The organism is Pseudomonas sp. WS 5059, assembly GCF_012985525.1.
Lineage (GTDB): Bacteria > Pseudomonadota > Gammaproteobacteria > Pseudomonadales > Pseudomonadaceae > Aquipseudomonas.
The window spans coordinates 121,422-141,652 of record NZ_JAAQWO010000002.1 but is presented as its reverse complement, the minus strand read 5'-3'; the positions used below and the strand labels follow the sequence as shown (position 1 = coordinate 141,652).

The window sequence follows — 20,231 nt, the reverse complement described above, 5'->3', positions numbered from 1 at the left end:
AGAGCCTGCCCATGTCTCGTTCCGAAACGTTGTTTGCCAATGCCCAGAAACACATCCCCGGTGGTGTGAACTCCCCCGTGCGTGCGTTCAAGAGCGTCGGCGGCACGCCGCTGTTCTTCAAGCACGCCGAAGGCGCCTACGTCACCGACGAAGATGACAAGCGCTACGTGGACTACGTCGGTTCATGGGGCCCGATGATCCTCGGCCACAGCCATCCCGACGTGCTGGACGCGGTGCGCAAGCAGTTGGAGCATGGTTTGTCGTATGGCGCACCCACCGCCATGGAAACCGAGATGGCGGACCTGGTGTGTTCGATCGTGCCGTCGATGGAGATGGTGCGCATGGTCAGCTCCGGTACTGAAGCGACCATGAGCGCGATTCGCCTGGCCCGTGGGTTCACCGGCCGCGACAGCATCATCAAGTTCGAAGGCTGCTACCACGGCCACTCCGACAGCCTGCTGGTCAAGGCCGGCTCCGGCCTGCTGACCCAGGGCGTACCGAGTTCGGCGGGCGTGCCAGCAGCGTTTGCCAAGCACACCCTGACCCTGCCGTTCAATGACATCGGCGCCGTCGAGCAGATGCTCAGCGAAGTCGGTCAGGAGGTGGCGTGCATCATCGTCGAGCCGGTGGCCGGCAACATGAACTGCGTGCCACCGGCCCCGGGATTCCTCGAAGGTCTGCGTGAGCAGTGCGACAAGCACGGCGTGGTGTTGATCTTCGACGAAGTGATGACCGGTTTTCGCGTCGCCCTCGGCGGCGCCCAGGCTCACTACGGTGTAACGCCGGACCTGAGCACCTTCGGCAAAATCATCGGCGGCGGCATGCCGGTAGGCTGCTTCGGCGGCAAGCGCGAGATCATGCAGCACATCGCGCCACTGGGCCAGGTCTACCAGGCTGGCACCCTGTCCGGTAACCCGCTGGCCATGGCCGCCGGCCTGACCACCCTGCGCCTGATCAGCCGCCCGGGCTTCCATGCCGAACTGAGCGACTACACCACCCGCCTGTTGGACGGCCTGCAACAACGCGCCGATGCGGCGGGCATCCCGTTCGTCACCACCCAGGCCGGCGGCATGTTCGGCCTGTATTTCAGCGGCGCCGACGATATCGTCACCTTTGACGATGTGATGGGCAGCGATGCCAACCTGTTCAAGCGCTTCTTCCACCTGATGCTCGAAGGCGGTGTGTACCTGGCACCGAGTGCCTTCGAGGCCGGTTTCACCTCCATCGCCCATGGCGAAGCCGAGCTGAAACTGACCCTGGATGCTGCCGAGCGTGCCTTCGCCGCTTTGAAGTAAGACAGCCACAACCTGACGCCGCCCCTGGTGGCGTCAGATTTGCTACCTTGCTTACAGAAATTTCCTCGTTTTCTCGAGAAATCACCTGCAATCCGGCAGATAACTTGCCCACGCAGCAGAAAAACGAGTAAAGACTTTGTAAGCAGAGGCCTGCTTATTTCATAATGCGCGCTTATTGGATCCCCACGTGGCTCCACGCGCCCCGTCAGAGGTAAGTCGATTCCCATGAAACGCACCGGCCGCACCCTGGTTCTGGGCTGCCTGTTGCTCCTTCAACCGCTGCTTGCACATGCACAAGCGGGCGGCAACTCGTTGTTGATCCCAGCGATGGGTCGTTGCACCCTCAATACTCAGCCCGACAGCCAGGCCGAGGCGCTGAACGCCTGCCAGGCCCTGGCCGATAGCGGGGATGCGCAGGCGCAATACGAGTTGGGCGAATTCTTCTACGACGACAAAAACCCTGCCCGCGACCTGAACAAAGCCCTGAGTTTCTTCGAGAAAGCCTCGTTGCAGGGCCATGCCCAGGCGCAGTTCAAGCTGGGCAGCATGTTCTTCCACGGCGAAGGCGTGCCGGCCAATAACGTGCAGGCGTATATCGTGCTGAAGATGGCGGCGGTCAACGGCGCCGAAGATGCCCTCGACACCGCTGACGAAGTGGCCGAGCACATGCAGCGTGATGAGCTGGAAGTGGCGACCCAGGTACTGGGTCAGATTTTCCGCAATTACTTGCAGGAATTGCAGAGTGCGGATGGGCGTTCGCCCTTTTCGCCGCTGCCTTGAGGTTGTCTAAACCCTTCTGACGTCATCGCAGGCAAGCCAGCTCCTACATTTGAATGTGTTCACAAATCAAAATGTGCGAGCTGGCTTGCCTGCGATAGGCGCGACGCGGTCTAAAAGCCTACTTCTCAGGCATCGGCATCGGAAACGGCATGACATTGCTCATGCCCCGCGCTTCGCTGATCTTCGGCGTACCCAAGCGTTCGACTTCATCGATACGCACAATCGAATGCATCGGCACAAAACTGCGCACCACGCCTTCGAACTGGGCCTTGAGCTTTTCCTCGCCCGGATCGACGACCAGTTGCGTGCGCTCGCCAAAGACGAACTCTTCCACTTCCAGGAAGCCCCACAGATCACTTTGATAGATCTGCTTGGCGTACATTTCGAACACCTGGCCCTGGTTAAGGAAAATCACCTTGTAGATTGGAGCTTCACGTTTGGTCATGGGGGGCGGGCAGCACATCGGCGGATATAAATGAGGGCGCGAACTATAGCATGGCACCCGATGCACAGTGCTAGGAACCAATGGGCATGCCCCCTATAATGCGCGGTTCTTTACCACCAGTTGACGATTCCCATGGCCAAGAAGCTTTACATCGAAACCCACGGTTGCCAGATGAACGAGTACGACAGCTCGCGCATGGTCGATCTGCTGGGTGAACATCAGGCCCTGGAAGTCACGGCTCGCGCCGAAGATGCCGACGTGATCCTGCTCAATACCTGCTCGATCCGCGAACGGGCCCAGGACCGGGTCTACTCGCAGCTGGGCCGCTGGCGCGAACTGAAACTGGCCAACCCGGACATGGTAATCGCCGTCGGCGGTTGCGTGGCCAGCCAGGAAGGCGCCGCCATTCGCGACCGCGCGCCCTACGTCGACGTGGTCTTCGGCCCGCAGACCCTGCACCGCCTGCCGGAAATGATCGACGCTGCGCGTATCACCAAGCTGCCGCAGGTGGACGTCTCGTTCCCGGAAATCGAAAAATTCGACCATTTGCCCGAGCCACGCATCGACGGCCCCAGCGCCTATGTGTCGGTCATGGAAGGTTGCAGCAAGTACTGCACCTTCTGCGTGGTGCCTTATACCCGTGGCGAAGAAGTCAGCCGGCCGTTCGACGATGTACTTGCAGAAATCATCCACCTGGCCGAAAACGGCGTGCGTGAAGTGACCCTGCTGGGGCAGAACGTCAACGGCTACCGCGGCCAGACCCACGATGGGCGCCTGGCGGACCTGGCCGAGCTGATTCGCGTGGTTGCGGCGGTAGATGGCATCGAGCGGATTCGCTACACCACCTCGCACCCGCTGGAGTTCTCCGACAGCCTGATCCAGGCCCACGCCGAAGTGCCGGAGCTGGTCAAGCACCTGCACTTGCCGGTGCAATCGGGTTCGGACCGTATCCTTTCGGCGATGAAGCGCAACCACACGGCGCTGGAGTACAAGTCCAAGTTGCGCAAACTGCGCGCCGCCGTGCCGGGCATCTGCATCAGCTCGGACTTTATCGTTGGGTTCCCCGGCGAGACCGAGAAAGACTTCCAGCAGACCATGAAGCTGATTGAAGACGTCGGTTTCGACTTCTCCTACTCCTTCGTCTACAGCCAGCGCCCCGGCACTCCGGCTGCCGACCTGGTCGACGAAACCCCGGAGGAGCTGAAAAAGGAGCGCCTGAACGCGCTGCAGCATCGCCTCAACCAGCAAGGCTTCGAGATCAGCCGACAGATGGTCGGTTCGACCCAGCGTATCCTGGTCACCGATTACTCGAAGAAAGACCCGGGCGAGTTGCAGGGGCGCACCGAGAACAACCGGATCGTCAACTTCCGCTGTGATAACCCGACGCTGATCGGCCAGTTCGCCGACGTGCACATCGACGCGGCGCAACCGCACTCGCTGCGCGGCTCGTTGATCAACTGACGGAGCAGATCCGAAGGCAAATGCAGATCAAATGTGGGAGCTGGCTTGCCTGCGATAGCGATGTAACAGGCAGTATCTCTTTCGAACGGGGCGGCCCTATCGCAGGCAAGCCAGCTCCCACAGTGGATCTTCGTTGTTCCTGAGAGCCAAGCCCGTCCATTTAAGTGCTTTCGCACACCGGCAGCTGGCGTTATCCTCTATTTCACCTAAACAGCCAAAGGGCGGCTAAAAGCAACCTTGAACGCACCCATAGCAGAACCCCATCGTTTCCTCCTCGAGCCGTTTGAGGCTCGTCGTTTCGCCAATCTGTGCGGACAGTTCGACGAGCACCTGCGCCTGATCGAACAACGCCTGAGCATCGAGATCCGCAACCGCGGCAACCAGTTCGAGCTTATTGGTGAACCCCAGCACACCACGTCTGCAGAAAACCTGCTGCGTCGCCTCTACCGCGAGACCAAGGGTAGCGAGCTGTCGCCGGAAACGGTGCACCTGTACCTGCAGGAATCGGCCGTGGAAGACCTGGCCAACAACCCGGTGGCCGAAGCCAGCGTGGCGCTGCGTACCAAAAAAGGCATGATTCGCCCACGGGGCTTGAATCAGCAGAAGTACGTCAAGGAAATCCTCGGCAACGACATCAACTTCGGCATCGGCCCGGCCGGTACCGGCAAGACCTACCTGGCCGTGGCCTGTGCGGTAGACGCCCTGGAGCGCGAACAGGTGCGACGCATCCTGTTGGTGCGCCCGGCGGTGGAAGCGGGCGAGAAACTGGGCTTTCTGCCCGGCGACCTGGCCCAGAAGATCGACCCGTACCTGCGCCCGCTGTACGACGCACTGTATGAAATGCTCGGCTTCGAATACGTGGCCAAGCTGATCGAGCGCCAGGTGATCGAGATCGCCCCGCTGGCCTATATGCGCGGCCGCACGTTGAACAACAGCTTCATCATCCTCGACGAAAGCCAGAACACCACGGTCGAACAGATGAAGATGTTCCTGACGCGCATCGGTTTCGGCTCCACGGCCGTGATCACCGGCGATATCACCCAGGTCGACCTGCCCAAGGGCACCAAGTCGGGCCTGGGCCAGGTAATCGAGGTGCTCAAGGACGTGCCGGGAATCAGCTTTACCCACTTCATGCCCAAGGACGTGGTGCGTCATCCGTTGGTACAGCGCATTGTCGAGGCCTACGAGCGTTTCGAACACCGCGACGACGGCCTGTCGAAGGACAACCGCCGCGATGCTTGAGCTTGACCTGCAACTGGCCACCGAAGCGCCAGCCCCCAGCGAAGCGCAGTTCCGCCAATGGTGCGCACTGGCCCTGCGCCAGCGCAGCGCTGACTCGGAACTGACCATCCGTCTGGTGGACGAACCTGAAGGCCGCGAGCTGAATCACACCTGGCGCCAGAAAGACTACGCAACCAATGTGCTGTCGTTCCCCGCCGATGTACCGGACGAACTGCTGGATATCCCGCTGCTGGGTGACCTGGTGATCTGCGTCGCCGTGGTGGAGCGCGAGGCGCAAGAACAAGGCAAGGCCCTTGAGGCCCACTGGGCCCATTTGGTCATGCACGGCTGCTTGCATCTGTTGGGCTACGACCATATAGATGATGAAGAAGCCGAAGAAATGGAAGCACTGGAACGAACGTTGCTTGCAGAGTTGGGTCATCCTGACCCCTATGCAGACGACGAACACTAATCGACACTCAACTGAAACAATCAAGGATTTAGAGTAATCGCTATGAGCGAAGACCGATCGAGCAACGGGCAAAAGTCATGGCTGGGTAAACTGACCCAGGCTTTTGCCCACGAGCCGAAAAACCGCCAGGAGCTGCTGGAGCTGCTGCGCGAGGCCCATCAGAACAAGTTGCTGGACAGCGAAGCGCTGGCCATCGTCGAAGGCGCCATCCAGGTGGCTGACCTGCAAGTTAGGGACATCATGGTCCCGCGTTCGCAGATGATCAGCATCAAGGCGACCCAGACCCCACGGGAATTCCTCCCGGCCGTGATCGACTCGGCGCACTCGCGCTACCCGGTGATCGGCGAAAGCCATGACGACGTCATGGGTGTCCTGCTGGCCAAGGACCTGCTGCCGTTGATCCTCAAGGAGAACGGCGACAGCTTCAACATCAAGGACCTGCTGCGTCCTGCGACCTTCGTGCCTGAATCCAAGCGCCTGAATGTGCTGCTGCGCGAGTTTCGCGCCAACCACAATCACATGGCCATCGTCATTGACGAATACGGCGGCGTCGCGGGCCTGGTGACCATCGAAGACGTGCTGGAACAGATCGTCGGCGATATCGAAGACGAACACGACGTCGAAGAAGACAGCTACATCAAGCCGCTGCCCAGCGGTGATTTCCTGGTCAAGGCGCTGACGCCGATCGAGAACTTCAACGAGTTCTTCGACAGCGGGTTCTCCGACGATGAATTCGACACCGTCGGCGGCCTGGTGATGAGTGCGTTTGGCCATCTGCCCAAGCGTAACGAAACCACCGAGATCGGCGCCTATCGCTTCCGCATCCTCAATGCCGATAGCCGTCGCATCCACCTGATCCGCCTGACACCTATTGCCCGCTAAGGACTGATATGCGCCGTCTCACCGCACCCGGCTGGCCCGGTAACCTGCTGGCCGTGGTGGCCGGTGCTATCACCACCCTGGCGCTGGCGCCGTTCGATATCTGGCCGCTGGCACTGGTGGCGGTCGGGGTGTTCTATGCCGGAATGCGCCAACTGACACCACGCCAGGCCTTCGGGCGTGGCTGGTGCTTCGGTTTTGGCCTGTTTGGCGCGGGCACCAGCTGGATTTATTACAGCATCCACCACTTTGGTGGCGCTTCGGTGTTGCTGGCCGGGCTGTTGATGCTCGCCTTTACCGCCGCGATCGCGCTGTTCTTTGCCCTGCCTGCCTGGCTCTGGGCCCGCTGGCTGCGCCGTAACGAAGCGCCGCTGGCCGATGCCCTGGCGTTTGCCGCGCTGTGGGTGGGCCAGGAAGCATTTCGCGGCTGGTTCCTCACCGGCTTTCCCTGGCTGTACTCCGGTTATAGCCAGCTCGACGGCCCGCTGGCCGGGCTCGCGCCGCTGGGCGGGGTGTGGCTGATTTCGTTTGCGCTGGCCTTGAGCGCGGCGCTGATCGTCAACCTGCCGCGTTTGCTGGCGGCCAGGCGCAACGCGTTCATCGCCACGGGCCTGGTGCTGCTGGTTGCGCCCTGGGCGATTGGCCTGGCGCTCAAGCACCACGCCTGGACCAGCCCTGCCGGTGAACCGCTGACCGTCGCGGCGATCCAGGGCAATGTCGAGCAGAGCATGAAGTGGGACCCGGCGCAGCTCAATGAGCAACTGGCGCTGTACCGCGACATGAGTTTTGCCTCCAAGCGTGTGGACCTGCTGATCTGGCCGGAAACCGCCGTGCCGGTGCTCAAGGAGTCCGTCGAGGGCTACCTGGCAATGATGGGCAAGTTCGCCGCCGACCGGGATGCGGCGATGATCACCGGCGTGCCAATCCGCCAGGAAGTACGCCACGAAAAGCGCTACTTCAATGGCATCACCGTGGTTGGCCAGGGTGATGGCACCTATTTGAAGCAGAAACTGGTGCCCTTTGGCGAGTACGTGCCGCTGCAGGATGTGCTGCGCGGCCTGATTGCGTTCTTCGACCTGCCGATGTCGGACTTTGCCCGCGGGCCTGAGGACCAGGCCATGCTGCAAGCCAAGGGTTATCAGATCGCGCCGTATATCTGCTACGAAGTGGTCTACCCGGAGTTTGCCGCCGGCCTCGCCGCCCGCAGCGACTTGTTGCTGACCATCAGCAATGACACCTGGTTCGGCACCTCCATCGGCCCCTTGCAACACCTGCAAATGGCCCAGATGCGCGCCCTGGAAGCCGGCCGCTGGATGATTCGCGCGACCAACAACGGCGTGACCGGCCTGATCAACCCATTCGGGCAGATCACCGAGCAGATCCCGCAGTTCGAACGCGGCATTCTCTACGGCGAGGTCGTACCAATGCACAACCTGACGCCGTACCTGCAATGGCGTTCGTGGCCGCTGATCATCCTGTGCCTGGGGCTGTTTGGCTGGGCGCTACTGGCCGGGCGCATGGCCAAGACCGTCTGACAGACACACAAGCCCCACATTTTGATTTGCGCCATCAACGATAGAACAGGCGGTAACCTACCTGCCCCACCGCCTCATTGATTAACTGCCCGCTCTGCCAGATCGACTTGAACTCCGGCATCCAGCCGCCCAGCGGCCGGGCATTGTCCACTCCCAGGAAGCCGACCGGCGCCGGCACCACGGTAAAGCCGGCCTTCTCGAAGCTCCACACTGAGCGCGGCATATGCCAGGCCTGGGTCACGACTACCACGCGCTTGACGCCCTGGGGCAACAGGATCTCGGCGCTCATCTGCGCATTTTCCCAGGTGGTGCGGCTGCGCTCTTCCTTCCAGCGTACGGCCACACCAAAGTCTTGCTGCATCGACACCGCCATCAACTCTGCCTCGCTGGGCGGCGTGCCATAGTGCAGGCCGCCGGTGGTCAGCACCGGCAAGCCCGAGGCCTTGGCCAATCGCGCCGCGTAGCGCTGACGCTCCAGGCCCACGCCAGTCGGCTGATCAGCGCCCCAGGCCGGGTCACCGCGCTCGCGGCCCGAGCCCAGCACCACAATGGCATCGGCCCCTTGTGCCAGGCTGGCCCAGTCGTCCAGGGCCAATGGCGGCTCGGTTTCCAGGGCACGCGCGCCCCACTCCACCATCACCGGCAGGCTGATGAGCCACATCCCGCCAAACCCCAGGGCAAAGCACACGCCAGCCAAGCGTGGGCGGGTGCGGCGAAACCACCAGGCAAGGGCCAGCAGCAGCAAGAGAATGCCGGGCGGCAGCAATAATTGTTTGATGAAATAACGAATAGGCATCGAGCATCTCCAAAGATGCCCGAAGCCTAAGGTGTAACGGGGTTTAGCGACAATCTTTACCAGCGGCGGATAACGCTGAGCAGGTTACTTGAATCGTACAGACCGCAGCTTTTCCGGGCCGCGGCCGGCCGACAAGTCCTTGAGCCATACCACCTTGGACGATCGCACCGCCTCCCTGGCTGGCACAGGAGCCACCCACTGCGGGATTGGGCGCGCGTTCAAGTCCAGGTAGGCCTTGATCACTTCAAACTCTGCAGGGCTCAAGCCTCGCAGTTCCAGCTCATCGGGCCGTTCGTCACGCAATCGGCCCGCGGTTCTTGCTGCGTCCAGTGCTCGACCCAAGCGGTCGATCAGTCCCTCATACACTTCCGGTTTCGTTCTCATTCGCTGCGAATCAACCATCCCCTCACCTCATTAAAGATAAGTCTCACTCCCCAATAAACAGCGTAGCTGCGCTGACGCAACCAACCGCACGCCGCGACCAACGGCCTGCGCTGCGCAATCAGGGTTTCCCTCGATAGAGTGGGGTCATGTATGCTACGGCGCTTCCTGTAACTCCACTTCCCGCAGGGTTTGGGCACGGACGCGCCGCTTTTTGGTGTCGATCAACCCGGACAATGCACCGAAGAGGATTAGGCCACCCCTATTCAGTTCAAAAGTAGCCATGCACGAACAATATCAGCCCCGTGAAATAGAAAATGCCGCCCAAACTTTCTGGGATGAGCAAAAGTCCTTTGAAGTCAGTGAACAGCCAGGCAAGGAGACTTACTACTGCCTATCGATGTTCCCTTACCCCAGCGGCAAACTACACATGGGGCACGTGCGTAACTACACCATCGGCGACGTGATTTCCCGCTACCAGCGCATGCTCGGCAAAAACGTCCTGCAACCTATGGGTTGGGACGCCTTCGGCATGCCTGCGGAAAACGCCGCGATGAAAAACAACGTAGCGCCCGCCAAGTGGACCTACGAAAACATCGCCTACATGAAGACCCAGCTGCGCAGCCTGGGCCTGGCCGTGGACTGGTCGCGCGAAGTGACCACCTGCAAGCCGGACTACTACCGCTGGGAACAATGGCTGTTCACTCGCCTGTTCGAAAAAGGCGTGATCTACAAAAAAAGCGGCACCGTGAACTGGGATCCGGTCGATCAGACCGTCTTGGCCAACGAGCAGGTGATCGACGGTCGCGGCTGGCGTTCCGGCGCGCTGATCGAGAAGCGCGAAATCCCGATGTACTACTTCAAGATCACCGCCTATGCCGATGAGCTCTTGTCGAGCCTTGACGACCTGCCGGGCTGGCCTGAACAGGTCAAGACCATGCAGCGCAACTGGATCGGCAAGTCCAAGGGCATGGAAGTGCAGTTCCCGTACAACGTCGATTCCATAGGCGTTGCTGGCGCACTGAAAGTCTTCACCACCCGTCCAGACACCCTGATGGGCGCGACCTACGTCGCCGTGGCCGCCGAACACCCGCTGGCCACCCTGGCCGCAAAAAACAACCCTGAGCTGCAGGCCTTTATCGCCGAATGCAAAGGCGGCAGCGTGGCCGAAGCCGACGTCGCCACCCAGGAGAAAAAGGGCCTGCCGACCTCGCTGTTTGTCGAGCACCCGCTGACCGGCGAAAAACTGCCGGTATGGGTCGCCAACTATGTGCTGATGCACTACGGCGATGGCGCAGTAATGGCAGTGCCCGCCCACGACGAGCGCGATTTCGAATTCGCCACCAAGTACAACCTGCCGATCAAGTCCGTGGTGCGCACCAGCTCCGGTGAAACCAACCCGGCCCCGTGGCAGGACGCTTATAACGAACACGGCACCCTGATCAACTCCGGCGAGTTCGACGGCCTGGACTTCGCTGGCGCCTTCGACGCCATGGAAGTCGCCCTGATCAAGAAAAACCTCGGTGCCTCGCGCACCCAGTTCCGCCTGCGCGACTGGGGCATCAGCCGCCAGCGCTACTGGGGCTGCCCGATCCCGATCATCCACTGCGAAAGCTGTGGCGACGTACCGGTACCGGAAGACCAATTGCCGGTGGTGCTGCCCGAAGACGTGGTGCCGGACGGCGCCGGTTCGCCATTGGCGCGCATGCCCGAGTTCTACGAGTGCAGTTGCCCGAAATGCGGCCAGCCTGCCAAGCGTGAAACCGACACCATGGACACCTTCGTCGAGTCCTCGTGGTACTACGCCCGCTACGCCTCGCCGCACTATGAAGGCGGCCTGGTGGAAAAATCCGCGGCCGACCACTGGTTGCCGGTGGACCAGTACATCGGTGGCATCGAACACGCGATCCTGCACCTGCTGTACGCACGCTTCTTCCACAAGCTGATGCGTGACGAAGGCCTGGTCAGCTCCGACGAGCCGTTCAAGAACCTGCTGACCCAGGGCATGGTGATCGCCGAGACTTACTATCGCCGCGAAGCCAATGGCGCCTACACCTGGTTCAACCCGGCGGACGTGGAGCTTGAGCGTGACAGCAAGGCCAAGGTGATCAGTGCCAAGCTGAAATCCGACGGCCTGCCGGTGGAAATCGGCGGCACCGAGAAGATGGCCAAGTCGAAGAACAACGGCGTCGACCCACAGTCGATGATCGACCAGTTCGGCGCCGACACCTGCCGCCTGTTCATGATGTTCGCCTCGCCGCCCGACATGAGCGCCGAATGGTCGGACTCCGGTGTCGAAGGTTCGCACCGTTTCCTCAAGCGTGTCTGGCGCCTGGCGCATGCCCATATCAGCCAGGGCTTGCCGGGCAAGCTGGACGTGGCGTCGTTGAGCGACGAGCAGAAGCTCATTCGCCGCAGCACCCACCTGGCCATCAAGCAAGCCAGCCAGGACGTGGGCCAGCACCACAAGTTCAACACTGCCATCGCCCAGGTGATGACGCTGATGAACGTGCTGGAAAAGGCCCCACAGGCTACCGAACAAGACCGCGCACTGGTGCAGGAAGGCCTGGAAACTGTCGTGTTGCTGCTGGCACCGATTACCCCGCACATCAGCCACGACCTGTGGAGCCAGTTGGGCCACAGCGGCGCGGTGATCGATGCTGCATGGCCGGTCGCGGATGACAGCGCCCTGGTCCAGGACACGCTTCAACTGGTGATTCAGGTCAACGGCAAGCTGCGCGGCCAGATCGACATGCCTGCCAGCGCCAGCCGCGAAGAAGTCGAAGCCGCCGCGCGTAGCAACGAGAACGTGCTGCGCTTCACCGAAGGCCTGACGATCCGCAAAGTGATCGTGGTGCCCGGCAAACTGGTCAATATCGTCGCTAGCTAATCGGATCGGGCGCCAGGGCAAGAGCCCCGGCGCCGAACAAAACCTCCAGGGCCTCGATAAGGCCCACATGGTTTCAAGGGGAGCAACAAAATGATCAAACGCAACCTGCTGGTTATGGGCCTTGCCGTACTGCTGAGCGCTTGCGGCTTCCAGCTGCGCGGCACTGGCACCACGGAACTGGCGATCAAGGAACTGGATGTCAGCGCGCGCAACGCCTATGGCGAAACCGTGACCCAGCTGCGCCAAACCCTGGAAAACAGCGGCGTCAAAGTCTATAACGGTGCGGCTTACAAGCTGGTACTGATCGACGAGAAAGAGACCCAGCGTAACCTCAGCTACGCCAGTGCCGGCCGGTCTTCGGATATCGAGTTGAGTAGCGTGCTCATGTTCCAGATCCAGGGCCACGACCAATTGCCGCTGATCAGCGACAAGCTGCAAGTGCAGAAAGTCGTGACGCATGACGGCAACAACCTGGTGGGTTCCGACACTGAGGTCAATCAGGTGCGCAATGAAATGCGCCGTGACCTGGTCCAGCGTATGGTCCTGCGCCTGCAAATGATCAGCCCGGCCCAGCTCGACGCTTTGCAACAGACTGCCGACGCCAAGGCCAAGGCAGATGCCGAGGCGCTGAAAGCCGCGCAGGACTACGAAAACAGCATTCCCAAGCAATCGCCTGTTGAAGTCCCTGCCGAGTAAACCAGGCGGGGCGCGTCATGCGCCCCGTCCATCCAGCCTATGAAACTCGCCCCCGCCCAACTCGCCAAACACCTGCAAGGCAACCTCGCGCCTGTGTACATCGTCAGTGGCGATGATCCGCTGTTGTGCCAGGAAGCTGCCGACACCATCCGCCAGGCTGCGCGCCAGCAAGGCTTTGATGAACGCCAGGTGTTCAGCGCCGATGCCAGCTTCGACTGGGGCACCCTGCTCCAGGCCGGGGCGAGCATGTCGCTGTTTGCCGAAAAACGCCTGCTGGAGCTGCGCCTGCCCTCGGGCAAGCCCGGCGACAAAGGCGCGGCGGCCCTGATGGAATATTGCGCCCGCCCCGCCGAGGACACGCTGTTGCTGATCAGCCTGCCCAAGCTCGATGGCAGTGCGCAGAAGACCAAATGGGGTAAGGCCCTGGTGGAAGGGGCGCAAACCCAGTTCATCCAGATCTGGCCAGTCGACAGCAATCAGTTGCCACAATGGATTCGCCAACGCCTGTCCCAAGCCGGGTTGTCTGCCAGCCAGGACGCGGTCGAGTTGATCGCCGCCCGGGTTGAAGGCAACTTGCTGGCCGCCGCCCAGGAAATCGAAAAGCTCAAGCTGATGGCCGAAGGTGGCCAGATCACCGTCGAGACAGTGCAAGGCGCGGTGGCCGACAGCGCGCGTTTTGACGTGTTCGGGCTGGTGGATGCGATCCTCAATGGCGACGCGGCCCATGCCTTGCGCATGCTCGAAGGGCTGCGCGGTGAAGGGGTCGAGCCGCCGGTGATTCTCTGGGCCCTGGCGCGGGAGTTGCGCTTGCTGGCCAATATCGCCCTGCAATACAGCCAGGGTACGCCGCTGGACAAGGCTTTCAGCCAAGCCCGCCCGCCGGTATGGGACAAGCGCAAGCCCCTGATGAGCAAGGCCCTGCAACGGCACTCGGCGCAACGCTGGGCGCAACTGTTGCTCGAAGCCCAGCGCATCGATGCGCAGATCAAGGGCCAGGCGGCTGGGTCGCCGTGGATGAGCTTGAGCCGTTTGTCGCTGCTGATGTCCGGCCAGCGCCTGGCACTGCCAGCCGAATAGCACGCTCGCCCAAACACCACAAATCCAATGTAGGAGCTGGCTTGCCAGCGATGGCATCATCACGGTGTGACTGACATACCGAGGTGCTTGCATCGCTGGCAAGCCAGCTCCTACAGGTTTGATCGTCGCCGTATTCAGGTCTTTGATATTTCCTACATCGCGCCGGGCTGGACAGCAGCCAAACTTCGGCAGATGATTCGCACCGCATCACCCACCCCATCGGAGAGTCCCGATCATGAGCAAAAAGCCATCCAAGCATGGCCCCAACAAGGCCAAATCCATCATCGCCCAGCCGTTGTTCCGCAGTCGCCAGGAACCCGCCGGCAAAGGCAAAGGCAGCTACCGCCGCGAAGCCTTCCAGTCTAATAGCTGGGAGGCTTCTTACTTTCTGGCTGCCTGAAGGCAAGCGCCCCTCTGGCATGATAAGGTCTGCACCTGATTCGTATTTCCTGGACCTGTGCATGCCCTCTAGTCTTTCCCGTCGTTGGCACCTTCGCCAATTGATTGCTGCCTCCAGCCTGATCCTGTTAGTCGCCTGCGCCGAAAAACCCACCGCCGCCGACGCTCAGCCCCTGCCCACGCTCCAGACCGCACCGGTTGCCGCACCCGCCGTAGTTGCGCCCCTGGCCGTGAGCAATCTCGATATCCAGCCGACCCAGACCTTTGCCCAATGGCAGGCAGGTTTTCGCGTCGAAGCGCTGAAAGCCGGTATCACCCCTGCAGTATTCGACACGGCATTCGCCAACGTCACTCCTGACATGGCGGTCATCCGTGCCGACCGCAGCCAACCGGAGTTTTCCCGCCCGGTATGGGAATACCTCAACGGCGCCCTGTCGCCGCTGCGTGTGCGCAACGGCCAGGCCCTGCTGGTCAAGCACGCCGATATCCTGCAAAGCATCGAGCAGCGCTACGGTGTCGATCGCCAGGTACTGGTCTCGGTGTGGGGCATGGAAAGCAACTTCGGTTCGTTCCAGGGCAATAACTCGGTGATCCGCTCCCTGGCGACCCTGGCCTACGAAGGCCGTCGCCCGGCATTCGCCCAGGCGCAGTTGCTGGCTGCGCTGCAAATCATCCAGCACGGTGATATCCCGGCCGAACAGATGCGCGGTTCCTGGGCCGGCGCCATGGGCCAGACCCAATTCATACCGACCACCTACAACACCCACGCGGTGGACTTCGATGGCGACGGTCGCCGCGACATCTGGAACAGCTCGGCCGACGCCCTCGCCTCCACCGCGCACTACCTGCAAAGCTCGGGCTGGCAGAAAGGCCAACCGTGGGGCTTTGAGGTGCGGCAATTGCCGGCGAACTTCGACTATGCCCTGGCGGATGGTGCAGTGCGCAAGCCGGTCGGCGAGTGGATGAAACTCGGGCTGCAGGTGCCGGCCGGGGCCAGCGTGCCACCCAACGTAGAAACGCTATCGGCCGCCCTGCTGCTGCCGGCCGGCCATCGCGGCCCGGCGTTCCTGGTGCTGGATAACTTCCGCGCAATCCTCAAGTACAACAACTCGTCGTCCTACGCCCTGGCGGTCGGCCTGTTGTCCGAGCGCTTTGGCGGTGGCGGGGTGATTCGCGGGGATTGGCCAACGGACGAACTGCCGCTGACCCGCTCCCAGCGTATCGAATTGCAGACGGTGTTGAGTGCCAAGGGCTATGAGGCTGGCAACCCGGACGGGATTATCGGCGCCAATACGCGCAAGGCGATTCGGGCGGCGCAGCAGTCGTTGGGCTGGCCGGCGGATGGGTATCCGACAGTGAAGTTGTTGGAGTCGTTGCGTAGCCGCTAGATCGGCGTAGGGCGACTGCCGCTCCCACATTTGGAATGCAATTCCCTGTGGGAGCCAGCTTGCTCGCGATAGCGTGCTGACAGGCGGCAAAACACTCAGAGCCTACACACCACATCCTGCTCCAGCACCAGCCGCTGTTCCCCCGCATCCAGGCGCACCACCGCACCCATCGGCAAGGTCAGGTTCGGGTCGCAATGACCACTGCGCCAGCCGGACAGGACCGGGATGCACAACGGCTCGAAGGTCTGCTTCAACAACCGCTCCAGCGCCACGCTATCAACTCCAGCCACATCCCCCACCAGCACACCGCGCACCTGCGCCAGCTTGCCCGCCAGGCGCAAGTGCGTCAGCAGGCGGTCGATGCGGTAGATCGGCTCGTTGACGTCCTCGATAAACAGAATGATGCCGTCGGCATCAAGCTCAAAGGGCGTGCCCATCACGGCCGCGATCATCGACAGGTTGCCCCCCAACAGGCGCCCACAGGCGATGCCAGGCTCAACGGTGGTCAACGGGTACGCCACTGGGTGCGCCAGCACACTGCCAGCGCCCAGCCGCCCACGCAGCAGGCTGAACAGTGATGATTCGGTGGGTTGTTGCTTGTCACCGAGCAGGTCGGCATTCAGCATCGGGCCGTGGAAAGTCACGAAGCCGGCGTAGCGACTGATCGCCAAGTGCAGCGCGGTGATATCGCTGTAGCCGACGAAGGGCTTGGGATTGGCCGCCAGCAGCGCGAAATCCACGCTGTCGAGCAAGCGTGGGGTGCCGTAGCCGCCGCGCAGGCAGAAGATGGCGTCGATCTCGGGGTCGGCAAAGGCCGCATGCAGGTCACGCAGGCGGACTTTATCGCTGCCGGCCAGGTAGCCATCGCGCTCATACACCCCCGAGAAGATCCGCAGCTCGTAGCCACGGGCGCGCATCCATTGCCCGGCCTTTTCAACATCCAGCGCGGCGGGACCGGCGGGAGCGATGAGGCCGATCACGCCTTCGGCGCGCAGGGCGGGTACGGCGGTGGCAAGCGGGTCAGTCATCCTTGGTTCTCCCTATTCTGTACAGCGCAACGAACTGTGGGAGCGGGCTTGCCCGCGATGCAGACGCCTCGGTGTATCAGTTGCACCGAGGCGATGCTATCGCGGGCAAGCCCGCTCCCACACAAGCCAGCTCCATACACACCCATCCAGACAGATGGGCGCCAAGGCTCAGGAAACCAGGCTAGCCTTGACCAGCTTGGCCTGCTCGTCGGCGTGGTACGACGAACGCACCAGCGGGCCCGAGGCGACGTTCTTGAAGCCCATCTTGTAACCTTCTTCGGCAAACCAGGCAAAGGTGTCCGGGTGCACGAAACGCTGCACCGGCAAGTGGCTGCGCGACGGTTGCAGGTACTGACCGAGGGTCAGCATGTCGATGTCGTGTTCGCGCATGCGCTTCATGACTTCGATGACTTCTTCGTCGGTTTCGCCCAGGCCCAGCATCAGGCCGGACTTGGTGGGGATGTGCGGCATCATCTGCTTGAATTTCTGCAGCAGGGTCAGCGACCACTGGTAGTCCGAACCCGGGCGCGCGGCCTTGTACAGGCGTGGCACGGTTTCCAGGTTGTGGTTGAACACATCTGGCGGCTCGGCGGCGGTGATTTCCAGGGCGACGTCCATGCGGCCACGGTAGTCCGGGACCAGGGTCTCGAGCATCACATTCGGCGACAATTTGCGGATTTCACGGATGCAGTCGGCAAAGTGCTGGGCACCGCCGTCGCGCAGGTCATCGCGGTCAACCGAGGTGATCACCACGTACTTGAGTTTCAGGTCGGCAATGGCGATGGCCAGGCTTTCTGGCTCGTTGACGTCCAGTGGCTTGGGCCGGCCATGGCCAACGTCGCAGAACGGGCAGCGACGGGTGCAGATGTCACCCATGATCATGAAGGTCGCGGTGCCGCCAGAGAAGCACTCGCCCAGGTTCGGGCAGGAGGCTTCTTCGCACACGCTGTGCAGTTTGTGTTTGCGCAGCAGCGCCTTGATACGGTCGACTTCCGGCGAGACCGGGATGCGCACGCGAATCCAGTCGGGCTTTTTCGGCAGTTCGGTGGTCGGAATGATCTTCACCGGGATGCGTGCAACCTTCTCGGCGCCGCGCAGCTTGACGCCGGCTTCCACCTTGGCACGCGGAGCCGGGGCCGGACGGTCGGTAATGTCCAGCGTCGGGATCATGGTTTGCACAACATCAGTAGTCATATCAGTCGATTCCGCCCGTCAGGGTCGTCTGCTCAGCATAGTCGAGGTGTTTGACGAGCTGCGCGCGCAGCCGGGCACTTACCTCGGCAAATTCTATGGGTGTTGCGTGATCGCTCAACTGGGTCATGGCCAAACCGGCGTAACCACAGGGATTGATCCGGAGAAACGGCGCCAGGTCCATGTCCACGTTCAGGGCCAGGCCATGAAAGGAACAGCCATGACGAATACGCAGGCCCAGGGAGGCGATTTTCGCGCCGTTGACATACACACCTGGAGCATCGGGCTTGGCCGCGGCAGTCACACCGTAACTGGCCAGCAGCTCGATCAGGCAGTTCTCCATGCGACTGACCAGCTCACGCACGCCATAACCCAGCTTGCGCACATCCAGCAGCAAGTAAGCCACCAGTTGTCCGGGCCCATGGTAAGTCACTTGACCACCCCGGTCGACCTGCACCACCGCAATATCACCCGGAAGTAGTAGATGCTCGGCCTTGCCAGCCTGGCCCTGGGTGAATACCGGCGGGTGCTCCACCAGCCAGATTTCGTCGGGAGCCGAGCTGCCGCGCTCATTGGTAAAGCGCTGCATGGCGTGCCAGACAGGCTCGTACGCCATCTGGCCGAGCTCGCGAAAGCCCAGGACCTGTGACATCACAACACCATATGTACGAAACCGGTGGCTCGCAGTTCGCTGTTGATGTCGTAAAGCTGGTCTTGACCGGTCGCTACGATGTGCAACTGGATCGTGGTGTACTTACCGTTGGTGCTCAAGCGCTCATCCACACGGTTGTCGTTGATCGTTGCGTGTTTACGCATGATCTCGAGGATCTTGTCTTTGTTGCCCACACCGGTATCGCTGATCACCTTGACGGGATAGTCCGTCACCGGGAATTCGATCTTTGGCGCCTTTACTTCTTTATCGGTCATGGCGTAACGGCCTCGTAAGCGGTAAGCCGTGGCGACGAGCAAAGCCCCGCGTCGGATCAACGCAGGGCTTTGCGGGTGCACACAATCAGTTGAACAAGCCGTAGAAGAATAGACGGATGCTATCCCACACGCGGCGGAAGATACCACCTTCCTCAACGGCGTCGAGTGCGATCAGATCGGCGCTGTGTACGACTTTGTCGTCCAGCTTCACTTCGACTTTACCGATCACATCGCCCTTGGCGATAGGCGCGGTCAGTTGCGGGTTCATGGTCATGCTGGCAGCCAGTTTCTTCAGCTGGCCTTTAGGCATGGTCAGGGTCAGGTCGTCAGCCAGGCCGGCCTTGACTTGACGCTCGGTGCCTTTCCACACAGGAGCCTGGGCCAGCTCAGCGCCCTTCTGGTAGAAGGTCTGGGTTTCGAAGAAGCGGAAACCGTAGGTCAGCAGCTTCTGGGTTTCAGCCGCACGGGCCTGCTCGCTGTTGGTGCCGAACACCACGGCGATCAAGCGTTGGCCATCACGCACAGCCGAAGACACCATGCAGTAGCCGGCCTCGTCGGTGTGGCCGGTTTTCAGGCCATCGACGGTCTTGTCGCGCCACAGCAACAGGTTGCGGTTAGGCTGCTTGATGTTGTTCCAGAAGAATTCTTTCTGGGAGTAGATGGCGTAGTGCACCGGGTCGACGCGAATGATCGCGCGGGCCAGGATCGCCATGTCATGGGCCGACGAGTAGTGGTCTGGGTTTGGCAGGCCGGTCGGGTTCATGAAGTGGCTGTTGGTCATGCCCAGGTCAGTCACGGTTTTGTTCATCATGTCGGCGAATGCATCTTCGCTGCCGGCAATATGCTCGGCCAGGGCGACGCTGGCGTCGTTACCGGACTGGATGATGATGCCGTGCAGCAGGTCGCTGACAGTCACCTGGGAGCCGACCTTGATGAACATCCGCGAACCGCCGGTACGCCAGGCGTTTTCGCTGACGGTCACCGGATCGTTTTCACCGATCTGGCCGCGACGGATTTCCAGGGTCGCGATGTAGGCGGTCATCAGCTTGGTCAGGCTGGCCGGCGGCAGGCGCTGGTCACCGTTGTTTTCGACCAGCACGTTGCCGCTTGCGGCATCCATGAGCACGTAGGACTTGGCAGCCAGTTGCGGTGGCGCTGGCATCATTTCGACGGCCCAGGCAGCGGGCGCGATGATCAGCGGGACAAGCAGGCACAGGCGTTTGGCTAAGGTGGTGATGTTCATCCGTCTCTCGAAATTGCTTATGGAAACTTGCCCTCGCGGGCAAAACTATTCAGACAGCCCGTTGCCAGGCTGTCGCGTATTCAGTTGCCAGCTCAACCCTTGCCTTCGGGTTTTTATTATTCGACGA

Annotated in this window: 20 protein-coding genes; 12 read left to right on the top strand and 8 right to left on the bottom strand. The window is 61.5% G+C overall.

Features of this window, described 5'->3' with window-relative positions:
- Positions 1–11: 11 nt before the first annotated feature.
- Together hemL and HBO12_RS05405 are read left to right on the top strand one after the other, a co-directional pair.
- Positions 12–1,295 (top strand): glutamate-1-semialdehyde 2,1-aminomutase, encoded by a 1,284-nt coding sequence (gene hemL / locus HBO12_RS05410; protein ID WP_170041676.1) that lies wholly within the window; start codon positions 12–14, stop codon positions 1,293–1,295.
- Between the two features lie 225 nt (positions 1,296–1,520).
- Positions 1,521–2,075, top strand: coding sequence for a tetratricopeptide repeat protein (locus HBO12_RS05405; protein WP_169951182.1), 555 nt, complete (start codon positions 1,521–1,523; stop codon positions 2,073–2,075).
- A gap of 118 nt (positions 2,076–2,193) precedes the next feature.
- On the opposite strand, the gene HBO12_RS05400 is transcribed toward HBO12_RS05405, so the two are convergent.
- Entirely contained in the window at positions 2,194–2,520 is a 327-nt protein-coding gene (locus HBO12_RS05400; RefSeq protein ID WP_003215457.1) for a DUF1820 family protein, read from the bottom strand.
- Positions 2,521–2,652: 132 nt separating this feature from the next.
- On the opposite strand from HBO12_RS05400, the gene miaB reads away from it, so the two are divergent.
- From miaB to lnt, 5 genes are all read left to right on the top strand, one after another.
- Positions 2,653–3,981 carry a tRNA (N6-isopentenyl adenosine(37)-C2)-methylthiotransferase MiaB gene (miaB, locus tag HBO12_RS05395; RefSeq protein ID WP_170041675.1) on the top strand — a complete coding sequence of 443 codons (1,329 nt, stop codon included), beginning with the start codon at positions 2,653–2,655 and terminating at the stop codon, positions 3,979–3,981.
- Between the two features lie 237 nt (positions 3,982–4,218).
- Positions 4,219–5,223, top strand: a complete 1,005-nt coding sequence (locus HBO12_RS05390) for a PhoH family protein (RefSeq protein ID WP_169951184.1) — start codon at positions 4,219–4,221, stop codon at positions 5,221–5,223.
- Complete coding sequence (gene ybeY / locus HBO12_RS05385; RefSeq protein WP_169951186.1) at positions 5,216–5,674, top strand: rRNA maturation RNase YbeY; 459 nt, start codon at positions 5,216–5,218, stop codon at positions 5,672–5,674. Before HBO12_RS05390 ends, ybeY begins: the two co-directional genes overlap by 8 nt.
- Positions 5,675–5,716: 42 nt before the next feature.
- The gene (locus HBO12_RS05380; RefSeq protein WP_169951188.1) at positions 5,717–6,556 is read left to right on the top strand and encodes an HlyC/CorC family transporter; all 840 of its coding nucleotides are present in this window, start codon (positions 5,717–5,719) and stop codon (positions 6,554–6,556) included.
- Between the two features lie 8 nt (positions 6,557–6,564).
- Positions 6,565–8,088: an apolipoprotein N-acyltransferase gene (gene lnt, locus HBO12_RS05375; protein WP_169951191.1), complete on the top strand. Its 1,524-nt coding sequence runs from the start codon at positions 6,565–6,567 to the stop codon at positions 8,086–8,088.
- Between the two features lie 34 nt (positions 8,089–8,122).
- On the opposite strand, the gene HBO12_RS05370 is transcribed toward lnt, so the two are convergent.
- Complete coding sequence (locus tag HBO12_RS05370) at positions 8,123–8,884, bottom strand: YdcF family protein (protein WP_170041674.1); 762 nt, start codon at positions 8,882–8,884, stop codon at positions 8,123–8,125.
- Positions 8,885–8,968: 84 nt separating this feature from the next.
- Positions 8,969–9,286: a hypothetical protein gene (locus HBO12_RS05365; protein ID WP_169951196.1), complete on the bottom strand. Its 318-nt coding sequence runs from the start codon at positions 9,284–9,286 to the stop codon at positions 8,969–8,971.
- Between the two features lie 262 nt (positions 9,287–9,548).
- Between HBO12_RS05365 and leuS the strand changes: the two genes are divergently transcribed.
- From leuS to HBO12_RS05340, 5 genes are all read left to right on the top strand, one after another.
- Positions 9,549–12,155 carry a leucine--tRNA ligase gene (gene leuS / locus HBO12_RS05360; protein WP_169951198.1) on the top strand — a complete coding sequence of 869 codons (2,607 nt, stop codon included), beginning with the start codon at positions 9,549–9,551 and terminating at the stop codon, positions 12,153–12,155.
- 90 nt (positions 12,156–12,245) lie between these two features.
- Positions 12,246–12,851: an LPS-assembly lipoprotein LptE gene (locus HBO12_RS05355; protein ID WP_057960695.1), complete on the top strand. Its 606-nt coding sequence runs from the start codon at positions 12,246–12,248 to the stop codon at positions 12,849–12,851.
- A gap of 39 nt (positions 12,852–12,890) precedes the next feature.
- Complete coding sequence (holA, locus tag HBO12_RS05350; RefSeq protein ID WP_169951200.1) at positions 12,891–13,928, top strand: DNA polymerase III subunit delta; 1,038 nt, start codon at positions 12,891–12,893, stop codon at positions 13,926–13,928.
- 235 nt (positions 13,929–14,163) lie between these two features.
- Positions 14,164–14,328 (top strand): alternative ribosome rescue factor ArfA, encoded by a 165-nt coding sequence (gene arfA / locus HBO12_RS05345; protein ID WP_056744572.1) that lies wholly within the window; start codon positions 14,164–14,166, stop codon positions 14,326–14,328.
- Positions 14,329–14,389: 61 nt separating this feature from the next.
- The gene (locus HBO12_RS05340) at positions 14,390–15,715 is read left to right on the top strand and encodes a lytic murein transglycosylase (RefSeq protein ID WP_169951202.1); all 1,326 of its coding nucleotides are present in this window, start codon (positions 14,390–14,392) and stop codon (positions 15,713–15,715) included.
- Positions 15,716–15,810: 95 nt separating this feature from the next.
- Here the strand turns inward: HBO12_RS05340 and HBO12_RS05335 are convergent, their stop codons facing one another.
- The 5 genes from HBO12_RS05335 to HBO12_RS05315 form a co-directional block, all read right to left on the bottom strand.
- Complete coding sequence (locus HBO12_RS05335; RefSeq protein WP_170041673.1) at positions 15,811–16,743, bottom strand: S66 peptidase family protein; 933 nt, start codon at positions 16,741–16,743, stop codon at positions 15,811–15,813.
- 168 nt (positions 16,744–16,911) lie between these two features.
- On the bottom strand, positions 16,912–17,913 hold the full coding sequence (gene lipA / locus HBO12_RS05330) for a lipoyl synthase (protein WP_162237654.1): 1,002 nt from the start codon (positions 17,911–17,913) through the stop codon (positions 16,912–16,914).
- 25 nt (positions 17,914–17,938) lie between these two features.
- Positions 17,939–18,586 (bottom strand): lipoyl(octanoyl) transferase LipB, encoded by a 648-nt coding sequence (gene lipB / locus HBO12_RS05325; RefSeq protein ID WP_169951215.1) that lies wholly within the window; start codon positions 18,584–18,586, stop codon positions 17,939–17,941.
- Positions 18,586–18,861, bottom strand: coding sequence for a DUF493 domain-containing protein (locus HBO12_RS05320; RefSeq protein WP_029292256.1), 276 nt, complete (start codon positions 18,859–18,861; stop codon positions 18,586–18,588). The genes lipB and HBO12_RS05320 overlap by 1 nt, the downstream gene beginning before the upstream one ends.
- Before the next feature lie 85 nt (positions 18,862–18,946).
- Positions 18,947–20,104 carry a D-alanyl-D-alanine carboxypeptidase family protein gene (locus tag HBO12_RS05315; protein ID WP_029292257.1) on the bottom strand — a complete coding sequence of 386 codons (1,158 nt, stop codon included), beginning with the start codon at positions 20,102–20,104 and terminating at the stop codon, positions 18,947–18,949.
- Positions 20,105–20,231: the final 127 nt, after the last annotated feature.